This is a genomic window from Blautia sp. MCC283, from assembly GCF_018785565.1.
GTDB lineage: Bacteria > Bacillota > Clostridia > Lachnospirales > Lachnospiraceae > Blautia_A.
Window position 1 is genome coordinate 172,235 of sequence record NZ_WQQB01000024.1, and the last position, 15,246, is coordinate 187,480.

Consider the following 15,246-nt stretch of genomic DNA (forward strand, 5'->3'; position numbering starts at 1 on the left):
AATAAGAAAAAATTTTGTTACCGGTAGTTTTACGACATAAGTTAGGAGTACAACATTCATGAAAAAACAAAACCGATACCTTTGCATTTATTCTTTTTCTATCACTTTTCTGCTGATGCTGATTTTATTCTGGCATTATGGATACGCACCTTTCGGTGGAAATTCCATGGCTTCCCACGATGCCAGTGTCCAATATCTGGATTTCTATTCCTATTTCAAGGATGTTCTCTCGGGAAAAAACAATATCACCTACACCTTCAGCAAAACTCTGGGCGGCAATAATATCGGCGTTTTCAGTTACTATCTGACCTCTCCGTTCATGCTGCTCTGTGTATTTTTCAAAAAGACACAGCTTCATGCTTTTTTTGATGTACTTGTAATGCTGAAGCTTTCCACAGCTTCCTTTACTTTTTGCTGGTTTCTGACCGGCCGTTTTCACAAACATTTTTCCGCCGGCAATACTTCCATAAAAAATTTTTCCATGGTAATTCTTTCTGTCAGTTACGGTCTCTGTCAATATTCTATTGCACAAAGCTGTAATCTGATGTGGCTGGATGGCGTTTATATGCTTCCACTGATCCTTCTTGGCGTATACCATATGGTCTGCGAAAAAACAGCATGGAAACTGGCAGTTCCAGTGGCCCTGTCCATTCTTTTCAACTGGTACACCGGAGGTATCAACTGCCTCTTCTCCGGGATCTGGCTTTTTCTGGAACTATGCCTTTATGCAACATCCCTGCCGTTTTCCAAAAAAGTATTGAAAAGCTGTCTAAAGTCCATATTGTACTATATATTTTCCATGTTTTCCGGTGTTCTGTGCAGCTGTATTCTCTTTCTGCCTACAATATCTGCCATGCGCAATTCCAACCGCGGACAACTGGATCTTTACTGCCTTAAAAATTTCAGTTTTACCGGAAATATCCTTACCGCGTTATCCAATTATGTTTTTGGCTCCACAAGCGTTTATGGCTGCGTCTCCCTTTTCTGCGGAACTTTTGCCATCCTCGGTCTGATCGCTCTGTTTCTGTCGAAAAAAATATCCCGAAAACAGAAACTGATCTTTGGATGTTTTACTTTTCTTTCCATCCTTCTGATCTACTGGTTTCCTTTTTATACTGTCTTTTCACTGTTTAAAAATGTCAGCAGTTACTGGTACCGCTATTCTTATATAAATATTTTCGGCATTCTCTTTGTGGCCGCTGTTTTCTACCTTACAGTCCTGGAACAGGAAAATACCTGTATTCTGGTAAAAAGCAGTCTTATTTTTGCACTTTTGATGTTTTTACTTCGCTGCAGGCTTACAGACAGAAAATCACTTCAGGAAACCGCACTCATCATACTGGCGGCTTTACTTACCGGAGTTGTTTTTTCTTTGCTTCTGCTATCCTGCAGACAGCGGCACAGACTTTACAAGCAGCTCTCATTTCTTGCGGCTGTGGCTCTTTTTCTGGGTCAGACCGCTTATAATACCCAGCTCCTGATGAACACTTATCACGTTTCCGATGATGCAAAGTACCGTTCTTATTCCATGAATACCCGAAACCTCATTGATACTATCCGAAAAAAAGATTCCGGAATTTACCGGATTTCCCAGACAACCTCCCGAAAAATGCTGAAAAGCCTTACCACTGCCAATTATGATGAAGCTTTTGGATTCAATTACCGTTCTATCGCAGGTTATACTTCTTCCCCGGATGACAACCAACGAGATTTTCTGGAGCATCTGGGTTATCGCAAATGTGGAGAAAACATGAACATTACCAATGCTTCCATCATTGGTGCGGATTCTCTTCTTGGCGTAAAATATATTTTATCCCCTTATCGGATCAACGGACTGCAGAAAATTTCTTCCATAAAAAGCAAAGGTAGAAAAAAGGCATATAGGAATCCCTATGCGCTTCCTTTTGCCCTGATCTATCCAGATCACCATCCTGATCTTACAGAGAAAAAAACAAATACAGACCCGGAAAATCCGTTTGAATATCAGAATTATCTTTACAGCATTTTATACGGACAGGATATCTCCATCTACGAACCTCTTCATTACAGAAGAACTTCCATAGGCAATTCCCAAAAAGGTACTCCTCAGATCTACTCTGTTGATCTGAAACAGGGGAATTATGCTTTCTATGGAAACATTCCCTGGGATACAGTTATGGACCGGGCCATGCTCACTGTAAACAAAACCTATACCACCCGGTATTCCTGGTGGCTTGCTCCCTCTTTGTTTTACATTCCTTCCAGGCAAAATGCGCGGACTGCATCCGTATCCATCAAGTCTGCTGAAGGTTACAGCATACACCCTGATGGTGAACAGTTTTACGGTCTGAATCTGGATACCCTTTCCCGTATTACCCGCAAAATTTCTTCCGGTCAGCCAGATAAACTCTCTGTAAAAAATGGCTATATCCGCGCCGTATGTCATAATGTTACGGACGATCACCATTCCCTGTATCTTTCTGTTCCCTATGACCGGGGATGGCAGATTTACATAAACGGAAAAAAGACCTCTTATAATCTCATTGATAACTGCCTGTACTCTCTTCCACTGAAAAAGGGAGACAATACCATCGAAATGAGGTATGTATGTCCTATGCTTCGTGTTGGAGCTGTAATTTCCATTTTGGGAATTCTGTTGACAATTACCATGACTTTGATAGAAAATAAGAAACGGAGGTTAGAAAAATGATTTCTTTGATTATACCATGTTTTAACGAAGAAGAATCCCTTCCGCTTTTTTACCCGGAAGCGACTTCTGTTCTTCAGAAAATGAACTGCGATTATGAACTTATTTTTGTGAATGACGGTTCCAGAGACAGAACCCTTGCGATTTTAAAAGAACTTTCAGAAAAAGATCCTCATGTGATCTATCTTTCTTTTTCCAGAAACTTCGGAAAGGAAGCAGCCATGTATGCAGGCTTCTGCAATGCCCGTGGTGATTACGTTGCGGTCATGGACGCTGACCTGCAGGATCCGCCATCGCTCCTTCCGGAAATGCTGGAGAAACTGGAATCCGGAGAATATGACAGCGTTGCCACCAGGCGTGTCAGCCGCGATGGCGAACCACCCATTCGAAGTTTTTTTGCCCGGAAATTCTATCAGCTTATTAACAAGATCTCTGATGCGGATATCGTGGACGGTGCCAGAGATTTCCGTCTGATGAAGCGCAGTATGGTAGATGCCATCGTCTCCATGAGCGAATATAACCGTTTTTCCAAGGGAATCTTCGGATGGATCGGTTTCAAAACCCTCTGGCTCCCGTACAAAAATATCGAACGTGTTGCCGGCGAGACCAAATGGAATTTCTGGAAGCTGTTTAAATATGCCATCAGTGGGATTATTAATTTCTCACAGGCACCGCTGACCATTGCTTCCTGGTTCGGAACCAGCATGACTGGTGTTTCCTTCCTGGCTCTGATCGTTATCGTACTGCGTAAGCTGATATTTGATGATCCGGTTGACGGATGGGCCTCCATCATCTGCGTGATCATTTTCATCGGCGGACTGCAGCTTTTCTGTCTTGGCATTATGGGACAGTACATAGCAAAAACCTATATGGAAGTTAAAAACCGTCCACATTACATCATTGCAGAGTCCAATAAAAAGGACTTTTCTCCTATACGCTGATCTTTGGATCTTTACTCTGTCGGCAGCTCTACCACCTGATATTCGTGGTTCAGCGCCGGCAGGATTTTTTCTTTTACATCACTGGTTTTCATTAACAGAGTGGATGTATTGATACACGGATGGCATCCGAAGTATTCCTCATCCAGAACTTCCCTGTCGATCACCAGGTGCATTCTTTTTTCCCTGTCAAAGATCAGTCCCATAAGACTTAATGACCCCGGTGTAATGTTGAGATATTCCTCCATCTGCTCTCCATCTGCAAAAGAAAGTCTGGCTGTTCCGATCTGTTTGGACAGGAATTTCGTTTTAAACGGCTTCTCCCCCGGCATCAGCAAAAGATAAAAATCCGTTTTCTGACGGTTGCACAAAAACAGATTTTTGCATATTTTCGCTTCCAGAAGATGATCCACTTCCTCACAGGCTTCCATAGTCATCAACGCCTCATGATCTACCCTCTTATATTCAATTCCCAGACTGTCCAGAAAATCGTACACTGCGATTTCTTTCTCCAGGCGTCCTTCCGTATTTTCCGGTCTTCCCGTATAGATGGTTTTGTCAATTCTTGGTTCTTCCATGTTTTCCGTTTTCTCCTGATCTTTCATTTCACACCTTTGTTTCATCCTTATTTTACAAGCATCTGTCCGGCAAAAACAGCCAGCACGCCAAAAACTGCACTTAAAATCACATAAAGAAGCGCCAGGCCAATCTGACCTTTTTCCATCATAATCCCTGTCTCATATGCAAAAGTAGAAAATGTGGTAAACCCGCCACAGATTCCCACTTTTAGAAACAGTACGAGTCCTGGATCCAGAGACGTATTTTTTGCCGCGGCTGCAGCAACAATCCCAATTACAAATGCGCCTGTTACATTTATGATCAATGTTTTTACCGGAAATCCCTGACTGTTTTCCACTGGCAGTAATCCCAGAAGATATCTGCACACAGAACCTATAAAGCCTCCCATTCCCACAAATAAACAGTTTATCATTGTCTTTTCCTCCCACCTGATTATATCAGTCCGGAAAAATATCCGCAACCTTACCGTAATTGCTTTCTGCCCGGTGTTTTCCCTTTGCATTCCCACCGGTTCATGATATACTGAATCTATCTCTGTCTGTCCTGTCAGATTGCAGGGCAAACATATTTATTTTGAAAGGAATCATCATGAAACGTATTAAAAACATCGATCTGCTCCGGGCAGGAGCGATCCTCTACATTATGCTGTACCACTGCTATGTTCTGTCCGGGCAGCCGTGGCAGGCACATACAGCCATTCACACGATCCTGACACTTGGAGGCGAAGTGGGCGTGACTCTGTTTTTCCTGCTCAGCGGATATGGGATCTATCTTTCCCTCTCTTCTTCGGAAGAAAGAGGCTGTCTCCCTGGCTGGCGGGCTTTTATGAAAAAACGCTGCATCCGTATCATGCCTCAGTATTACGTCTGCGTTACAGTTCTTCTGATTTTTATGTCAACACAGATGTTCAGCAATGAAGGGTTTCGGCATATCCTTGCCTATTACACCTTTACGGAGAATTTTTCCCCGGTGACACACGGTTCCATCAATGGAGCACTGTGGACGATGGGTGTGATCTTTCAGTTTTATCTGATCGCCCCGTTCCTTTATAAAGCCGTCCGGAAAAACTGGCTTGTATCTGCCATTGTGTCCATTCTGTTTACCGTTATCTGCCGGTTTGCAGTTGTCCGGTATCTCCATGCTTCCGGAATTTCCGATACCTCCGTATATTTCGTATATGAGCGTCAGGTATTCACCGCACTGGATAATTTTGTACTGGGCATGGCGGCTGCCGCATTCTGGAAACATGCCGGAAACCGTATACAGGAAAAGCGTCTTACACTTGGACTTCCTGTTTCTCTCGCAAGTACCATACTGATCCTGGCATGGATTTTTTACTATCACAGCCACGGCCTTTACGGAACGGCTCCGACTGGTTATCCGGCTCATTCCATTCTTGCGGTTTTGCTTGGAATACTGCTCGTGGGCTTTTCCATCCTGCCGGAAATGAATTTCGGGATTCTTCGCCCACTGTACTTCGTGGCGCGAAACCAATACGGAATCTACCTGTGGCATATGCCTGTCATTATGATCCTTCAGGCCAATGCTCCATGGTTCAACACCATGAGCCAGCAGCGCTTCTGGCTGTTTTTGCCATGTATGATCGTGATCACCTGCGCATTCGGATATTTTGCAACCCGTTTCATCGACCATCCGGTTGCTTCAAAAAAGAAAGGATAATCACCTATGAAAGACAGAACTGCCGTCAATCACAAGATCCGCAAACATTTCAATGAACTGATCTACAACGTAGCCCGCTACACAGAGGTCGTGCTGTCCATCGTGATCCTTGTCGTGATCGCCCTGGCCGGACTCCGGCTGATCCTTACAACTGCCGGTACCTCCGTCATGGATATGGATACCAGTTTTTTTACCAGTTTCCTGTCACAGGCTCTCTCCCTTGTAGTTGGTGTGGAGTTTGTAAAAATGCTCTGCCGCCATTCCGCCCAGACCGTTGTTGAAGTCCTGCTTTTTGCGACAGCAAGGCAGATGGTTGTGGAACATCTCAATCCGACGCAGACACTGATCGGGATTGTCGGTATCGCCATTCTTTTCGCTATCCGGAAATATCTGATGACAGACAGCGATGATATGACACCGCATCACCCCCAGAAAAAAGACTGTTCTTCTGAAACCAGATGAATCCACGTGAAAAACATTTCTATGATCGGGTAGGAGGTAAATAATTATTTTATTTACCGTCCTCCCACACCACCGTACGTACGGTTCCGTATACGGCGGTTCTTTAGTTTTCACAGACTACTAGATAATAGTCAAGCATGGAGCTGTATCCTAGCTTGGCTATTATTTTCTTTGAAAAGATTTGGTTCAAAACTTTTGCCATTCTCCAATAACCTTTTCTACTACATGCAAGTTCCTTTGCTTTCCAATGTTCCATTCCCAATGCTTTTAACATTCGGTACTTCGTTTTGATTTTCTTCCATTGTTTCCAGTAGACCGCCCTGATTCTACGCCTTGCCCATTCGTCAGTTTCTTTTAGTAGTCCCTTTATATCTGTAATAGGTGTAGCCTAGATATTTGACCTTGCTGATATGAGCCACCTTTGTTTTCTTCCTGTTTACTTTTAGGAAAAGTTTTCCTTCTATAAACGGAATGATATTTTCCAAAGTTCTTTCTGCACTTTTTCTGCTTTTACAGAAAATCATACAGTCGTCTGCATAACGGACAAATCTGTGCCCTCTGCTTTCCAGCTCCTTGTCTAACTCATTAAGCATTATGTTGCTAAGTAACGGACTTAATGGTCCACCTTGTGGCATTCCGACTTCTGTACGCTCAAACTTTCCATTTGCCACAACACCTGCGTTTAGATATTTGTGTATCAATGAAATCACTCTTCCATCTTTGACGGTTCGTGATAATACCTCAATGAGTTTGCTCTGGCATACTGTGTCAAAGAACTTTTCCAAGTCCATATCTACCACATAGACATAGCCATCATTTACATTCTTTTGGCATTGTCTGAGCGCATCATGCGCTCCTCTTTTTGGTCTGAAACCAAAACTATTCTCCGAAAACTGTTCCTCGAAGATTGGCGAGAGTTCCTGTGCAATTGCCTGTTAAACAACTCTGTCAACAACTGTAGGAACTCCTAGTTTTCGGAACTCGCCTTTTGTTTCCTTGGGTATCTCTACCCTGCGAACCGGATTGGGTTTATATTTCCCATTCCTTATCTCCTGGATTAGGGTTTCCTGGTTTTCTCTTAGGTAGGGTAAAAGTTCATCTACCTGCATAACGTCAATTCCACCTTTTGTGTCAATGTATTTGAAAAAGTAATATCAATATCTTCTGAAAATCGATCAATCACATGATGACACTTAGATAGTGAAGTTCCACCTTTAAAAACACATCCAGGCTCAACCTGCGCCAGAAGTTTTAATATCATCGTAACATAATAGTCTTTTTCTACGATTGCTACCGGACGCTTTTGATCAACAGATGCAGCTATGATTACATCTTTAAAAAGTTCTTCATCGTTATGCAAAAACATCATACAACCTCATCTCATATATATATCGATAAATTCTATCCGGATATTGTTTAATATAACAATCTATTTCTGTTTTTTTAATTTGTACATCAACAACATATTTCCTAATACGATCGGACAATATCTTGTCATTTTCATCTGCATACTGATCTATATCTTTCAGAAAATCTAAAAACTGTAATATCCGGTAATTTTCCTTTGTTACCAGAACTCTTGCTTTACGGAGAAGAACTCTTCTTCCATGCAGATTTACCTCCCGTACCCTGGCACTGGCATTATTTGATACAATTTCCACCATATATGGCACCTGTGTAGTAACACCCAGCTGATTTGCAAAAGTATATCCTGAATAATATCCATCAACTCTTCCATTTCGCGATATATATTTATATCTCGCCACAGTATCTGCTCCAAGGGGAACCCCCCTTTTAATCGACTCTCCTTTGGAATATAGTAAACGCCTGTATCAAATCGCCTGATCTTTCCAGAATCGCACAGTATTTTAAACATCTGACGAAGATTTACATTTGAAACTGGAAGACTAACATCCGCAACAAAAATAGGTTCATTCGGCTTATAGTTTGAACACAAATACTCGTATAACATTGTTATCCTCCTTATAACGTATTTTAATTTTAATAGTTATATTTTGTTATCTACATAATAACCTATTTTTATTTATATTGTCAATTTACGTTATCATTATATTTATATGTAATTTTCACTCTTATATTCTTCCTATTACTTATAGCATTTCCGGGTGCCACCAAAAAAGGGGAAGCTCTTCCGGATAAAAAGAGCTTCCCTATATATTTCTTATATTTCACATCCACCTGCAAGAATGCTGAACGGAGTACTTCACAATTATCCATACTTTCTTTCAATTTTGAATCTTTACAATCTTATCTCTTACCTGCTATATAGGTCTCAAAACTGTTCGTAGGTATAATACTGAAAAATTTCTTCCATGACAGCTATCTCCAGATAATATACCCCGCATAGATCAGATACAGGCACACCATGGAAATTCCCTCTTTCCGGCTGATCTTACGCTTCGTTGCGGCATAGATCCACACGATCAGGGAAAATACGATCAATATCACAATATCGATAATGTTCTCCCGGATCAGTGCCACCGGATTGATGGCAGACGCAATTCCAAGGACCATCAGGATATTGAAAATATTGGAACCTACTGCATTTCCCACTGCCATATCCACTTCATTCTTTCTGGCTGCAACCACGGATGTCACAAGCTCCGGAAGGGAGGTTCCGATGGAAACAATGGTAAGTCCCACCAGTGTCTGGCTCATTCCCAGATCAATGGCGATGCGGCTGGCAGCATCTACGGTAAGATCTCCGCCAAAAGCAATGGCAAGCGCGCCTCCAACGATAAAGAGAATACTCTTCGGCCAGGAAAGGATGCCGATTTCTTCTTCCAGTTCTTCAATTCCTTCGATCTCCACATTTTTTCCTGCTGCTCTGGCTTTCATGGCACTTTGGATCATTGCCACAATATAGCCTGCAAAAAATCCCAACAGGATCATTCCATCCAGATGGCCAAGTGTCATTCCGCTCTTATCTCCCACTGCCAGGATTCCAAGCCCCAGAAGGAGGAACGCACAGATCATGGAAAAAGGAATATCTCTCTTAATGGTTTCCTTCTGCACCAGGATCGGGGTCAGAATGGAACAGACTCCAACAACTACCATCAGGTTAAAAATATTGGAACCTACCACGTTACTGACCGCAAGTTCATTGTTATTGACCAGTGACGCAGTGACACTGACTGCCGTTTCCGGAAGAGATGTTCCCATTGCCACGATGGTAAGGCCGATGATGATCGGCGGAACTTTCAGTCGTTTTGCGATACTGGAGCTTCCTTCTACAAAAAAGTCCGCGCCTTTCATCAGAAAAGCAAAACCTATCACAAGAAAGACTAATACAAGGATCAGGGGTGAGCTGTTTACCAGATTTTCCATTTTTCTTCTTCTCACTTTCTGTTTTCATTTCCCATGAGCTGGAGATCTGCTTCCAGTATGACATAAAAAAGACCCATGTATGCTCTGTTATAATAAAATATAACAAAACATACATGAGTCTCATTCTTTAAGATTTGCCAGGTTTTTCAGAAAAAACCGGGTCTGTTGACAAATCACACTTACGTGCGAACTACTCCCTCATGGAATTGAAATTTTTATTTTTTTCAATTTAACAGAATCGTTTTAAAAAGTCAACCCCTGGCCGATGACTTTTATTTACTCTTTTTTACTAAAGGCACATATTTTATGTATCTTTATCATTTTCTGCTTTCAGAAACAATCCTTTTCAGAATCTGTAACACTCCGTCTTCACTGTAAGATGGGCACACTTTCCTGGCTGCTGCCTGCACTTCCGCTCTGGCATTGGCTACCGCATAGCTCATTCCCGCTTTCCGGAGCATGGCGATATCGTTGAGGTTATCTCCGAATGTACAGGTTTCCTCCAAAGAAATCCCCAGGCGCTGCCGGATAAACTCCACAGCTATACTTTTCTCCCCTTCCGGCGGAGTACTGTCCATCCATTCTTTTCCGGCCGCTGCCAGTGTTACCTTATCCTTCCACGCCGGTGTAAAATATGGAGCACAAAGCTCCTCACATCGTTCCGGGTGATAAACGGAAAATTTCAACACCTGTTTTCCCTCAAGGGAAGAAAGATCGTCCACTTTTCTCATATCATAGCCATAGGAATCTCTGAGCCAGCGGAACATCCTTCCATTTTCATTCTCCGCATAACAGCACTCCGGTGTGGCAATAAAGCAGTCACATTCCGGCATTTTTTCTTTTACCATGCGATGCATGCTTTTCCAGGTCTCGTCTGGAAGTGTGTGCACCTTCAGGATCTTATCATTCTTCCGGATCACCGTACCTCCATCCGAAACAAAATACACCAGATCCTTCAACGGTTCAAACAGCTTCCTCTCACTGTCATACTGCCGCCCCGAACATACTACAAAGGTAATGCCCATCTCGGTCAGCTTCCGGATCACCGTCATATATTCCGGATTGATGGTCATGGTTCCATCTTTTACCAGAGTTCCGTCTACGTCGGTTGCGATTAGTTTTATCATGTTGTTTTACTCCTCTCCCATCTGAAATACCAATATCCTCTCCCTAGGATTTTTTCCGTCAAAAAGATCCTGGCAGTCGATCTCGTCCAGGAATTCCAGTTCATCCACAGTCATCAGATAGGAAATATATTCGTCAGATGGATAATAGAAAAACAGCAGCATTTCTCTTGTTTTTTCATACCAGGATTCCCGGATGCGTCCGATGACACTTCTCAGTATTTCCACAGAAAACGGATTAAAAAAATAAAATCTGTCAGCAGATTCCGGCACCTGAAAAAGGGCTGCATTTTCCAGTATAAAAGTGGTTTTTGCCCCGGAAACAGCCCGCTGCCTGTTTTCTTCTGCGGCTTTTATCATGCGTTCATCGTACTCCACACCTGTAGTCCGGCACCTGACCTGCCATGCCAGAAAAAAATCCACCCTGCCTTTTCCACATCCATAGTCGATCAGATGATTCTTTTTCCCCAGATACCCACAATACGCAAGACGTTCCAGTACACAGTATGGCGTTGGTTCATATGGATAACAGTACTGATCCGACCTGGAATCGTCACGGCCGGTAGTTTTGATTTTCAGCAGCTTATCATATTTTACTTCATTTTGGTCCATGGTACTGTCAATCTCCATTTCCTACATCGGGCAGCTTTTTTTCTCCTCTTTGTCCATATCTCCACGGACATATCTGGCATTGAATTCCATATTGATCTCACGGATTTCCTTCTTCCCGTCAATATAATCCTGGTACATATCTGCAAGTCTCGCCATACAGCCATCGCAGTTCGCGGAAATATTTCCCAGAGATTCCTCCACGATCTGTTTACGTTCCTCTTTTGTTGTATCTTTGATCAGATATCCTGGCATTGTTTTTTCCTCCTGATAAGTTCACCTGTGTTTCAGGTGTTCTGTATTTCTGTTATTGTTCACTTTTCCTTGTCAAGCGGATATTCGCAATCCGCTTCGCTACGTAGCTCTACACCAAATAACTGCTCCGCAGTTTATCAGGAGGAGCTTGCACTCCTCCTGATACAAGCAAGTCCCCACCCACTGCTTATTGCTTTTCGCAACCCCGCAGGGGACTTACTTGATTTGGTTAAAAAAAGGAATCTGCATACAGAATTAATAGATCTGAATGTATAATTAGAAAAAAAGCCTCTGGAACAATTCCAGAGGCTTCATACGTGCGTTAGAGGATTCGAACCCCCGACCTTTTGGTCCGTAGCCAAACGCTCTATCCAGCTGAGCTAAACGCACATCTTTGTTGCTTTTCCTTTGTGATATTTCGTATCACCGCTGCAACAATATGTATGATACTCTAAGACCTATAAAATGTCAAGGGTTTTTTGAAAGTTTTTTTATTTTTTTTCAAAAATATTTTTTATTGCTATTTTTGATGCAAAAGCAACAGTTTTCTAGTTTCTTCTCAGTGCCTCGATGGGGCTGAGTTTGGCTGCTTTTCTTGCCGGGTAGATTCCGAAGAATACACCTACTGCACAGGAGAACAATGTTGCCGCCAGGATAGTTCCCAGACTGATCCCTGGTGTGATGGTGGTTCCCATGCTGCTGCCGATCACCGCACAGATCACATGTCCCCCTGCGATGCCAAGGACAATGCCGATCAGGCCACCCATGATGGTCAGGATCGCTGCCTCAGCAAGGAACTGAAGCATAATGGAAGAAGTCTTTGCCCCAAGGGATTTACGGATACCGATCTCTCTGGTGCGCTCTGTGACGGACACCAGCATGATATTCATAACACCAATACCGCCTACCAGAAGGGAAATTCCCGCAACAAAAGAAATAAATGCGGTGACCATTCCAAGCATCTGGTTCATGGATTTCATGATATCCTGGAAACTCTGTACCTGGAAATAATCGTCTCCGGCACAATGATGGCGTCTTTCCAGAAGATTTACGATCCGGTCTGCCACCATCTGGGAATCCAGATTTTTGTCTGCCTGAACTGTGATCTGATAGAACTCACCGGTACTTCCTGTAAAATCGTCCATGGCCGTATAAGGCACGTTAATGGACACAGGCATACCGTCATAAGTGTAGCTGACAAAAGTACCGTTCTCCTTCTGCGTGGTAACTCCGCAGATACGAAATGTCTTGGTCAGATCATAACAGGTGACATCCAGTGTCATTCCCACGACATCATCCGTTCCAAAAAGCCGCTTCGCGTCGGCATCTGAGATCACACAGACATTTTTTCCCTCTTCAACCTCTTTCTGTCCGAAGTAACTTCCATACTTCACAGAAGCATTGTCCACCAGTTTGGCGTCCTGCGCCTCACCGGTTACTGTAAGATTAAAATCGCCTTTTCCGGTTACTGTCTCTCCTGTATAGGAATCTGAAACATTAACACCTTCCACACCATCCAGATCCCGGACCGCATCAATATCCTCAGGCTGGATCCAGACATCATCTGCGGTGGCATCATCGCTGCAGTACACCGCAATCTGGCCGCCGCCGATATCATCGATCTCACTGTTCATCTGATTCTTGGTTCCTTCACCGATGGAAACAATGGCGATCACCGATGCAATACCGATAATGATACCCAGCATGGTAAGAAACGATCTTCCCTTATTTGCCATGATGTTGTGGATCGCCATTTTGATGTATTCATAAATATTACTCATTGGCAGTCTCCCCTGTCTCTGCTGCACTGTCACCATCTGCAGGTGCTGCTTCTGCCGTCATTCCCTCTTCCAGAGAACCCAGATCCTCGATGACCTCATCGCCTGCTTTGATTCCATCTGTGATCTCAACAGAATCCTCAGAACTGATTCCTGTAGTGATGTCCTGTCTTGTGATCACGCCGTCTTTCAGTACATAACAGAAAGAGCCATCTTTACCAATATTTACCACTCCTGCCGGAAGTGTTACTACATTTTCAGCCTTTTCCGCATAGATCTTCACCTTTGCGTCAACGCCGAGGAAAATATCTTTATCCGGTTTATCAATACTGACAGTAGCTGCGATCAGAGTAGATCCCTTCTCGTTTGTTGTAGCAATATGGCTGATCTTCGTTACCTTGCCGGTATATTTCTTATCACCGATGGTAATATCCGCAGTCTGGCCTTCTTTTACCTTTGCATAATCATACTTGGATACATTGATGTCCACACTGACTTTACCTGTGTTCTGCAGGGTAAAAAGCTCCATTCCCTGTGTCACTGCTGCTCCCTGCTGCACTGCAGACTTGGAAATAACGCCGTTAAAATCTGCCGTGATACCTTTTTTTCCTTCCGCAACAAGTTCTTTTGCAGATTTGGCATCCAGTTCTGTAAGATTATTGCTGACTCTCAGCTTCTCTTTTTCTTCCTTTGTAAGGCTGGTAGAATCTGCCTCTGCAATGGATTTCTGTGTGGCAAGATCGGACTGAAGATCTGCCAGATCAGAACTTGCCTGATCAATGGCATTCTCAATTCCTGAAGTATCCACAGATGCACCTGTGGAAGCAGCGGATGCACTTCCCTGGTCTGTCAGATCCTGTCCATCGTCCTGTGTTCCGTCTGTAACAAAATCTTCCCCTCCTGCACTGCTGTAATCCGAATATTCCGGCATTTTCGGCTGAGCCGCCTTTTTATCCTCGTAAGCTTCTTTTGCCTCCTGGCAATTAATCTCGGCCTGGCTTCTTGTGTTCTCCGCTTCGTCCAGTGCCTGCGCGTTCTCATCACTCTGGTCTGCCTGCCACTGGGCAAAAGCCATCTGATAATTATTATCTGCCTGGTTATACTCGCCCTGGGCCTTAATATAAGCGGCATTCAGCTCGCCCAGTTCCTTCTGATACTGGGGAAGCGTTTCATTCTGATATGTAGTAAGCGCCTCTGCATATGCTCTCTGGATTTCCGCTTCCTGGGCTGCCTGAGCATCGGCTTTTGCCTGGGCTTCCGCCTGAGCCTGGGCCTGTGCGTCTGCTGCTGCCTGCGCCTGCACAGATGCCAGCTGAGATTTCAGTGATGCCAGATAGTTCTGCTTATCTTTCACCTGCTGCTCCAAACTGGAAACTTTTGATTTGGCATTATTCTGCTTCTGCTGTGCCTCATCAGATTTATTGATGGAATTTTTGTAATCATACTCTCCGGATTTCACATTCAGTTCTGCCTTCTGATTATCTCTCTCCAGATCTTTCAGCTCAAATTCCACAAGTTTTGTACCCTTTGAGACGGAATCCCCTTCTGCAAAAGATACTTTTTTTATCTGTGCGTTTACCGGTGAATAAAAAGTTTTCTGTTCATCACTGACAACCGTTCCGGTTGCATCCACAATTTCTTCCACATCTCCGGTCTCCGCCTTTGTAACCGAAACCTGAGGAAGCTGTGCCTCGCCGCGGCTTCCTCCTGATACTGCGTAAAAACCGCCTGCCACAACTGCCACTGCCGCTACACCGATTACAATCTTTTTTCCTTTTTTCATTTCT

General features: G+C 43.5%; 17 protein-coding genes and 1 tRNA gene. 4 read left to right on the forward strand and 14 right to left on the reverse strand.

What is annotated here, in order from left to right; all coding sequences use genetic code 11:
* The first annotated feature begins 58 nt into the window (after positions 1 to 58).
* Complete coding sequence (locus GPK81_RS07995; protein WP_215706843.1) at positions 59 to 2,689, forward strand: YfhO family protein; 2,631 nt, start codon at positions 59 to 61, stop codon at positions 2,687 to 2,689.
* Positions 2,686 to 3,627, forward strand: a complete 942-nt coding sequence (locus GPK81_RS08000; RefSeq protein ID WP_021976772.1) for a glycosyltransferase family 2 protein — start codon at positions 2,686 to 2,688, stop codon at positions 3,625 to 3,627. Before GPK81_RS07995 ends, GPK81_RS08000 begins: the two co-directional genes overlap by 4 nt.
* A gap of 11 nt (positions 3,628 to 3,638) precedes the next feature.
* Here GPK81_RS08000 and GPK81_RS08005 read toward each other — a convergent pair whose 3' ends face one another.
* Both GPK81_RS08005 and crcB read right to left on the reverse strand, forming a co-directional pair.
* Positions 3,639 to 4,202, reverse strand: coding sequence for a prolyl-tRNA synthetase associated domain-containing protein (locus GPK81_RS08005; RefSeq protein ID WP_330627614.1), 564 nt, complete (start codon positions 4,200 to 4,202; stop codon positions 3,639 to 3,641).
* A 47-nt stretch (positions 4,203 to 4,249) separates the two neighbouring features.
* Positions 4,250 to 4,615, reverse strand: a complete 366-nt coding sequence (gene crcB / locus GPK81_RS08010) for a fluoride efflux transporter CrcB (RefSeq protein WP_021976774.1) — start codon at positions 4,613 to 4,615, stop codon at positions 4,250 to 4,252.
* A gap of 176 nt (positions 4,616 to 4,791) precedes the next feature.
* Here crcB and GPK81_RS08015 point away from each other — a divergent pair, with 176 nt between their 5' ends.
* Together GPK81_RS08015 and GPK81_RS08020 are read left to right on the forward strand one after the other, a co-directional pair.
* A complete protein-coding gene (locus GPK81_RS08015; RefSeq protein ID WP_021976775.1) occupies positions 4,792 to 5,883 on the forward strand; it encodes an acyltransferase family protein in 1,092 nt (363 codons plus the stop codon).
* 6 nt (positions 5,884 to 5,889) lie between these two features.
* Positions 5,890 to 6,345, forward strand: coding sequence for a hypothetical protein (locus GPK81_RS08020; protein ID WP_021976776.1), 456 nt, complete (start codon positions 5,890 to 5,892; stop codon positions 6,343 to 6,345).
* 103 nt (positions 6,346 to 6,448) lie between these two features.
* Here GPK81_RS08020 and GPK81_RS18315 read toward each other — a convergent pair whose 3' ends face one another.
* From GPK81_RS18315 to GPK81_RS08070, 12 genes are all read right to left on the reverse strand, one after another.
* Positions 6,449 to 6,619 (reverse strand): hypothetical protein, encoded by a 171-nt coding sequence (locus GPK81_RS18315; RefSeq protein ID WP_330426510.1) that lies wholly within the window; start codon positions 6,617 to 6,619, stop codon positions 6,449 to 6,451.
* A 70-nt stretch (positions 6,620 to 6,689) separates the two neighbouring features.
* On the reverse strand, positions 6,690 to 7,274 hold the full coding sequence (locus GPK81_RS18320; protein ID WP_330627617.1) for a reverse transcriptase domain-containing protein: 585 nt from the start codon (positions 7,272 to 7,274) through the stop codon (positions 6,690 to 6,692).
* Between the two features lie 6 nt (positions 7,275 to 7,280).
* Positions 7,281 to 7,454, reverse strand: coding sequence for a hypothetical protein (locus tag GPK81_RS18325; protein WP_330384625.1), 174 nt, complete (start codon positions 7,452 to 7,454; stop codon positions 7,281 to 7,283).
* Entirely contained in the window at positions 7,445 to 7,714 is a 270-nt protein-coding gene (locus GPK81_RS08030; protein WP_242997072.1) for a nucleotidyl transferase AbiEii/AbiGii toxin family protein, read from the reverse strand. The genes GPK81_RS18325 and GPK81_RS08030 overlap by 10 nt, the downstream gene beginning before the upstream one ends.
* On the reverse strand, positions 7,698 to 8,111 hold the full coding sequence (locus GPK81_RS08035; RefSeq protein ID WP_252196628.1) for a hypothetical protein: 414 nt from the start codon (positions 8,109 to 8,111) through the stop codon (positions 7,698 to 7,700). The genes GPK81_RS08030 and GPK81_RS08035 overlap by 17 nt, the downstream gene beginning before the upstream one ends.
* Positions 8,112 to 8,685: 574 nt before the next feature.
* On the reverse strand, positions 8,686 to 9,693 hold the full coding sequence (locus tag GPK81_RS08040; RefSeq protein WP_021976780.1) for a calcium/sodium antiporter: 1,008 nt from the start codon (positions 9,691 to 9,693) through the stop codon (positions 8,686 to 8,688).
* 317 nt (positions 9,694 to 10,010) lie between these two features.
* Positions 10,011 to 10,820 (reverse strand): Cof-type HAD-IIB family hydrolase, encoded by an 810-nt coding sequence (locus GPK81_RS08045; RefSeq protein ID WP_021976781.1) that lies wholly within the window; start codon positions 10,818 to 10,820, stop codon positions 10,011 to 10,013.
* Positions 10,821 to 10,826: 6 nt separating this feature from the next.
* A complete protein-coding gene (locus GPK81_RS08050) occupies positions 10,827 to 11,429 on the reverse strand; it encodes a class I SAM-dependent methyltransferase (protein WP_118062076.1) in 603 nt (200 codons plus the stop codon).
* Positions 11,430 to 11,450: 21 nt separating this feature from the next.
* Positions 11,451 to 11,681: a purine biosynthesis protein PurH gene (locus GPK81_RS08055; RefSeq protein ID WP_118062052.1), complete on the reverse strand. Its 231-nt coding sequence runs from the start codon at positions 11,679 to 11,681 to the stop codon at positions 11,451 to 11,453.
* Positions 11,682 to 11,997: 316 nt separating this feature from the next.
* Positions 11,998 to 12,071, reverse strand: a tRNA-Arg gene (locus GPK81_RS08060).
* A gap of 158 nt (positions 12,072 to 12,229) precedes the next feature.
* Positions 12,230 to 13,462: an ABC transporter permease gene (locus GPK81_RS08065; protein ID WP_215706844.1), complete on the reverse strand. Its 1,233-nt coding sequence runs from the start codon at positions 13,460 to 13,462 to the stop codon at positions 12,230 to 12,232.
* On the reverse strand, positions 13,455 to 15,242 hold the full coding sequence (locus GPK81_RS08070; RefSeq protein ID WP_118071005.1) for an efflux RND transporter periplasmic adaptor subunit: 1,788 nt from the start codon (positions 15,240 to 15,242) through the stop codon (positions 13,455 to 13,457). The genes GPK81_RS08065 and GPK81_RS08070 overlap by 8 nt, the downstream gene beginning before the upstream one ends.
* Positions 15,243 to 15,246: the final 4 nt, after the last annotated feature.

What these genes read in the sequence shown, in the direction of transcription:
- GPK81_RS08045 (WP_021976781.1), bottom strand. Translation starts at nt 10,820, where the DNA reads ATGATAAAACTAATCGCAACCGACGTAGACGGAACTCTGGTAAAAGAT.
- GPK81_RS08050 (WP_118062076.1), bottom strand. Translation starts at nt 11,429, where the DNA reads ATGGACCAAAATGAAGTAAAATATGATAAGCTGCTGAAAATCAAAACT.
- GPK81_RS07995 (WP_215706843.1), top strand. Translation starts at nt 59, where the DNA reads ATGAAAAAACAAAACCGATACCTTTGCATTTATTCTTTTTCTATCACT.
- GPK81_RS08015 (WP_021976775.1), top strand. Translation starts at nt 4,792, where the DNA reads ATGAAACGTATTAAAAACATCGATCTGCTCCGGGCAGGAGCGATCCTC.
- GPK81_RS08030 (WP_242997072.1), bottom strand. Translation starts at nt 7,714, where the DNA reads ATGATGTTTTTGCATAACGATGAAGAACTTTTTAAAGATGTAATCATA.
- GPK81_RS08020 (WP_021976776.1), top strand. Translation starts at nt 5,890, where the DNA reads ATGAAAGACAGAACTGCCGTCAATCACAAGATCCGCAAACATTTCAAT.
- GPK81_RS08065 (WP_215706844.1), bottom strand. Translation starts at nt 13,462, where the DNA reads ATGAGTAATATTTATGAATACATCAAAATGGCGATCCACAACATCATG.
- crcB (WP_021976774.1), bottom strand. Translation starts at nt 4,615, where the DNA reads ATGATAAACTGTTTATTTGTGGGAATGGGAGGCTTTATAGGTTCTGTG.
- GPK81_RS08040 (WP_021976780.1), bottom strand. Translation starts at nt 9,693, where the DNA reads ATGGAAAATCTGGTAAACAGCTCACCCCTGATCCTTGTATTAGTCTTT.
- GPK81_RS08055 (WP_118062052.1), bottom strand. Translation starts at nt 11,681, where the DNA reads ATGCCAGGATATCTGATCAAAGATACAACAAAAGAGGAACGTAAACAG.
- GPK81_RS08005 (WP_330627614.1), bottom strand. Translation starts at nt 4,202, where the DNA reads ATGGAAGAACCAAGAATTGACAAAACCATCTATACGGGAAGACCGGAA.
- GPK81_RS08000 (WP_021976772.1), top strand. Translation starts at nt 2,686, where the DNA reads ATGATTTCTTTGATTATACCATGTTTTAACGAAGAAGAATCCCTTCCG.
- GPK81_RS08070 (WP_118071005.1), bottom strand. Translation starts at nt 15,242, where the DNA reads ATGAAAAAAGGAAAAAAGATTGTAATCGGTGTAGCGGCAGTGGCAGTT.
- GPK81_RS18325 (WP_330384625.1), bottom strand. Translation starts at nt 7,454, where the DNA reads ATGCAGGTAGATGAACTTTTACCCTACCTAAGAGAAAACCAGGAAACC.
- GPK81_RS18315 (WP_330426510.1), bottom strand. Translation starts at nt 6,619, where the DNA reads ATGTTAAAAGCATTGGGAATGGAACATTGGAAAGCAAAGGAACTTGCA.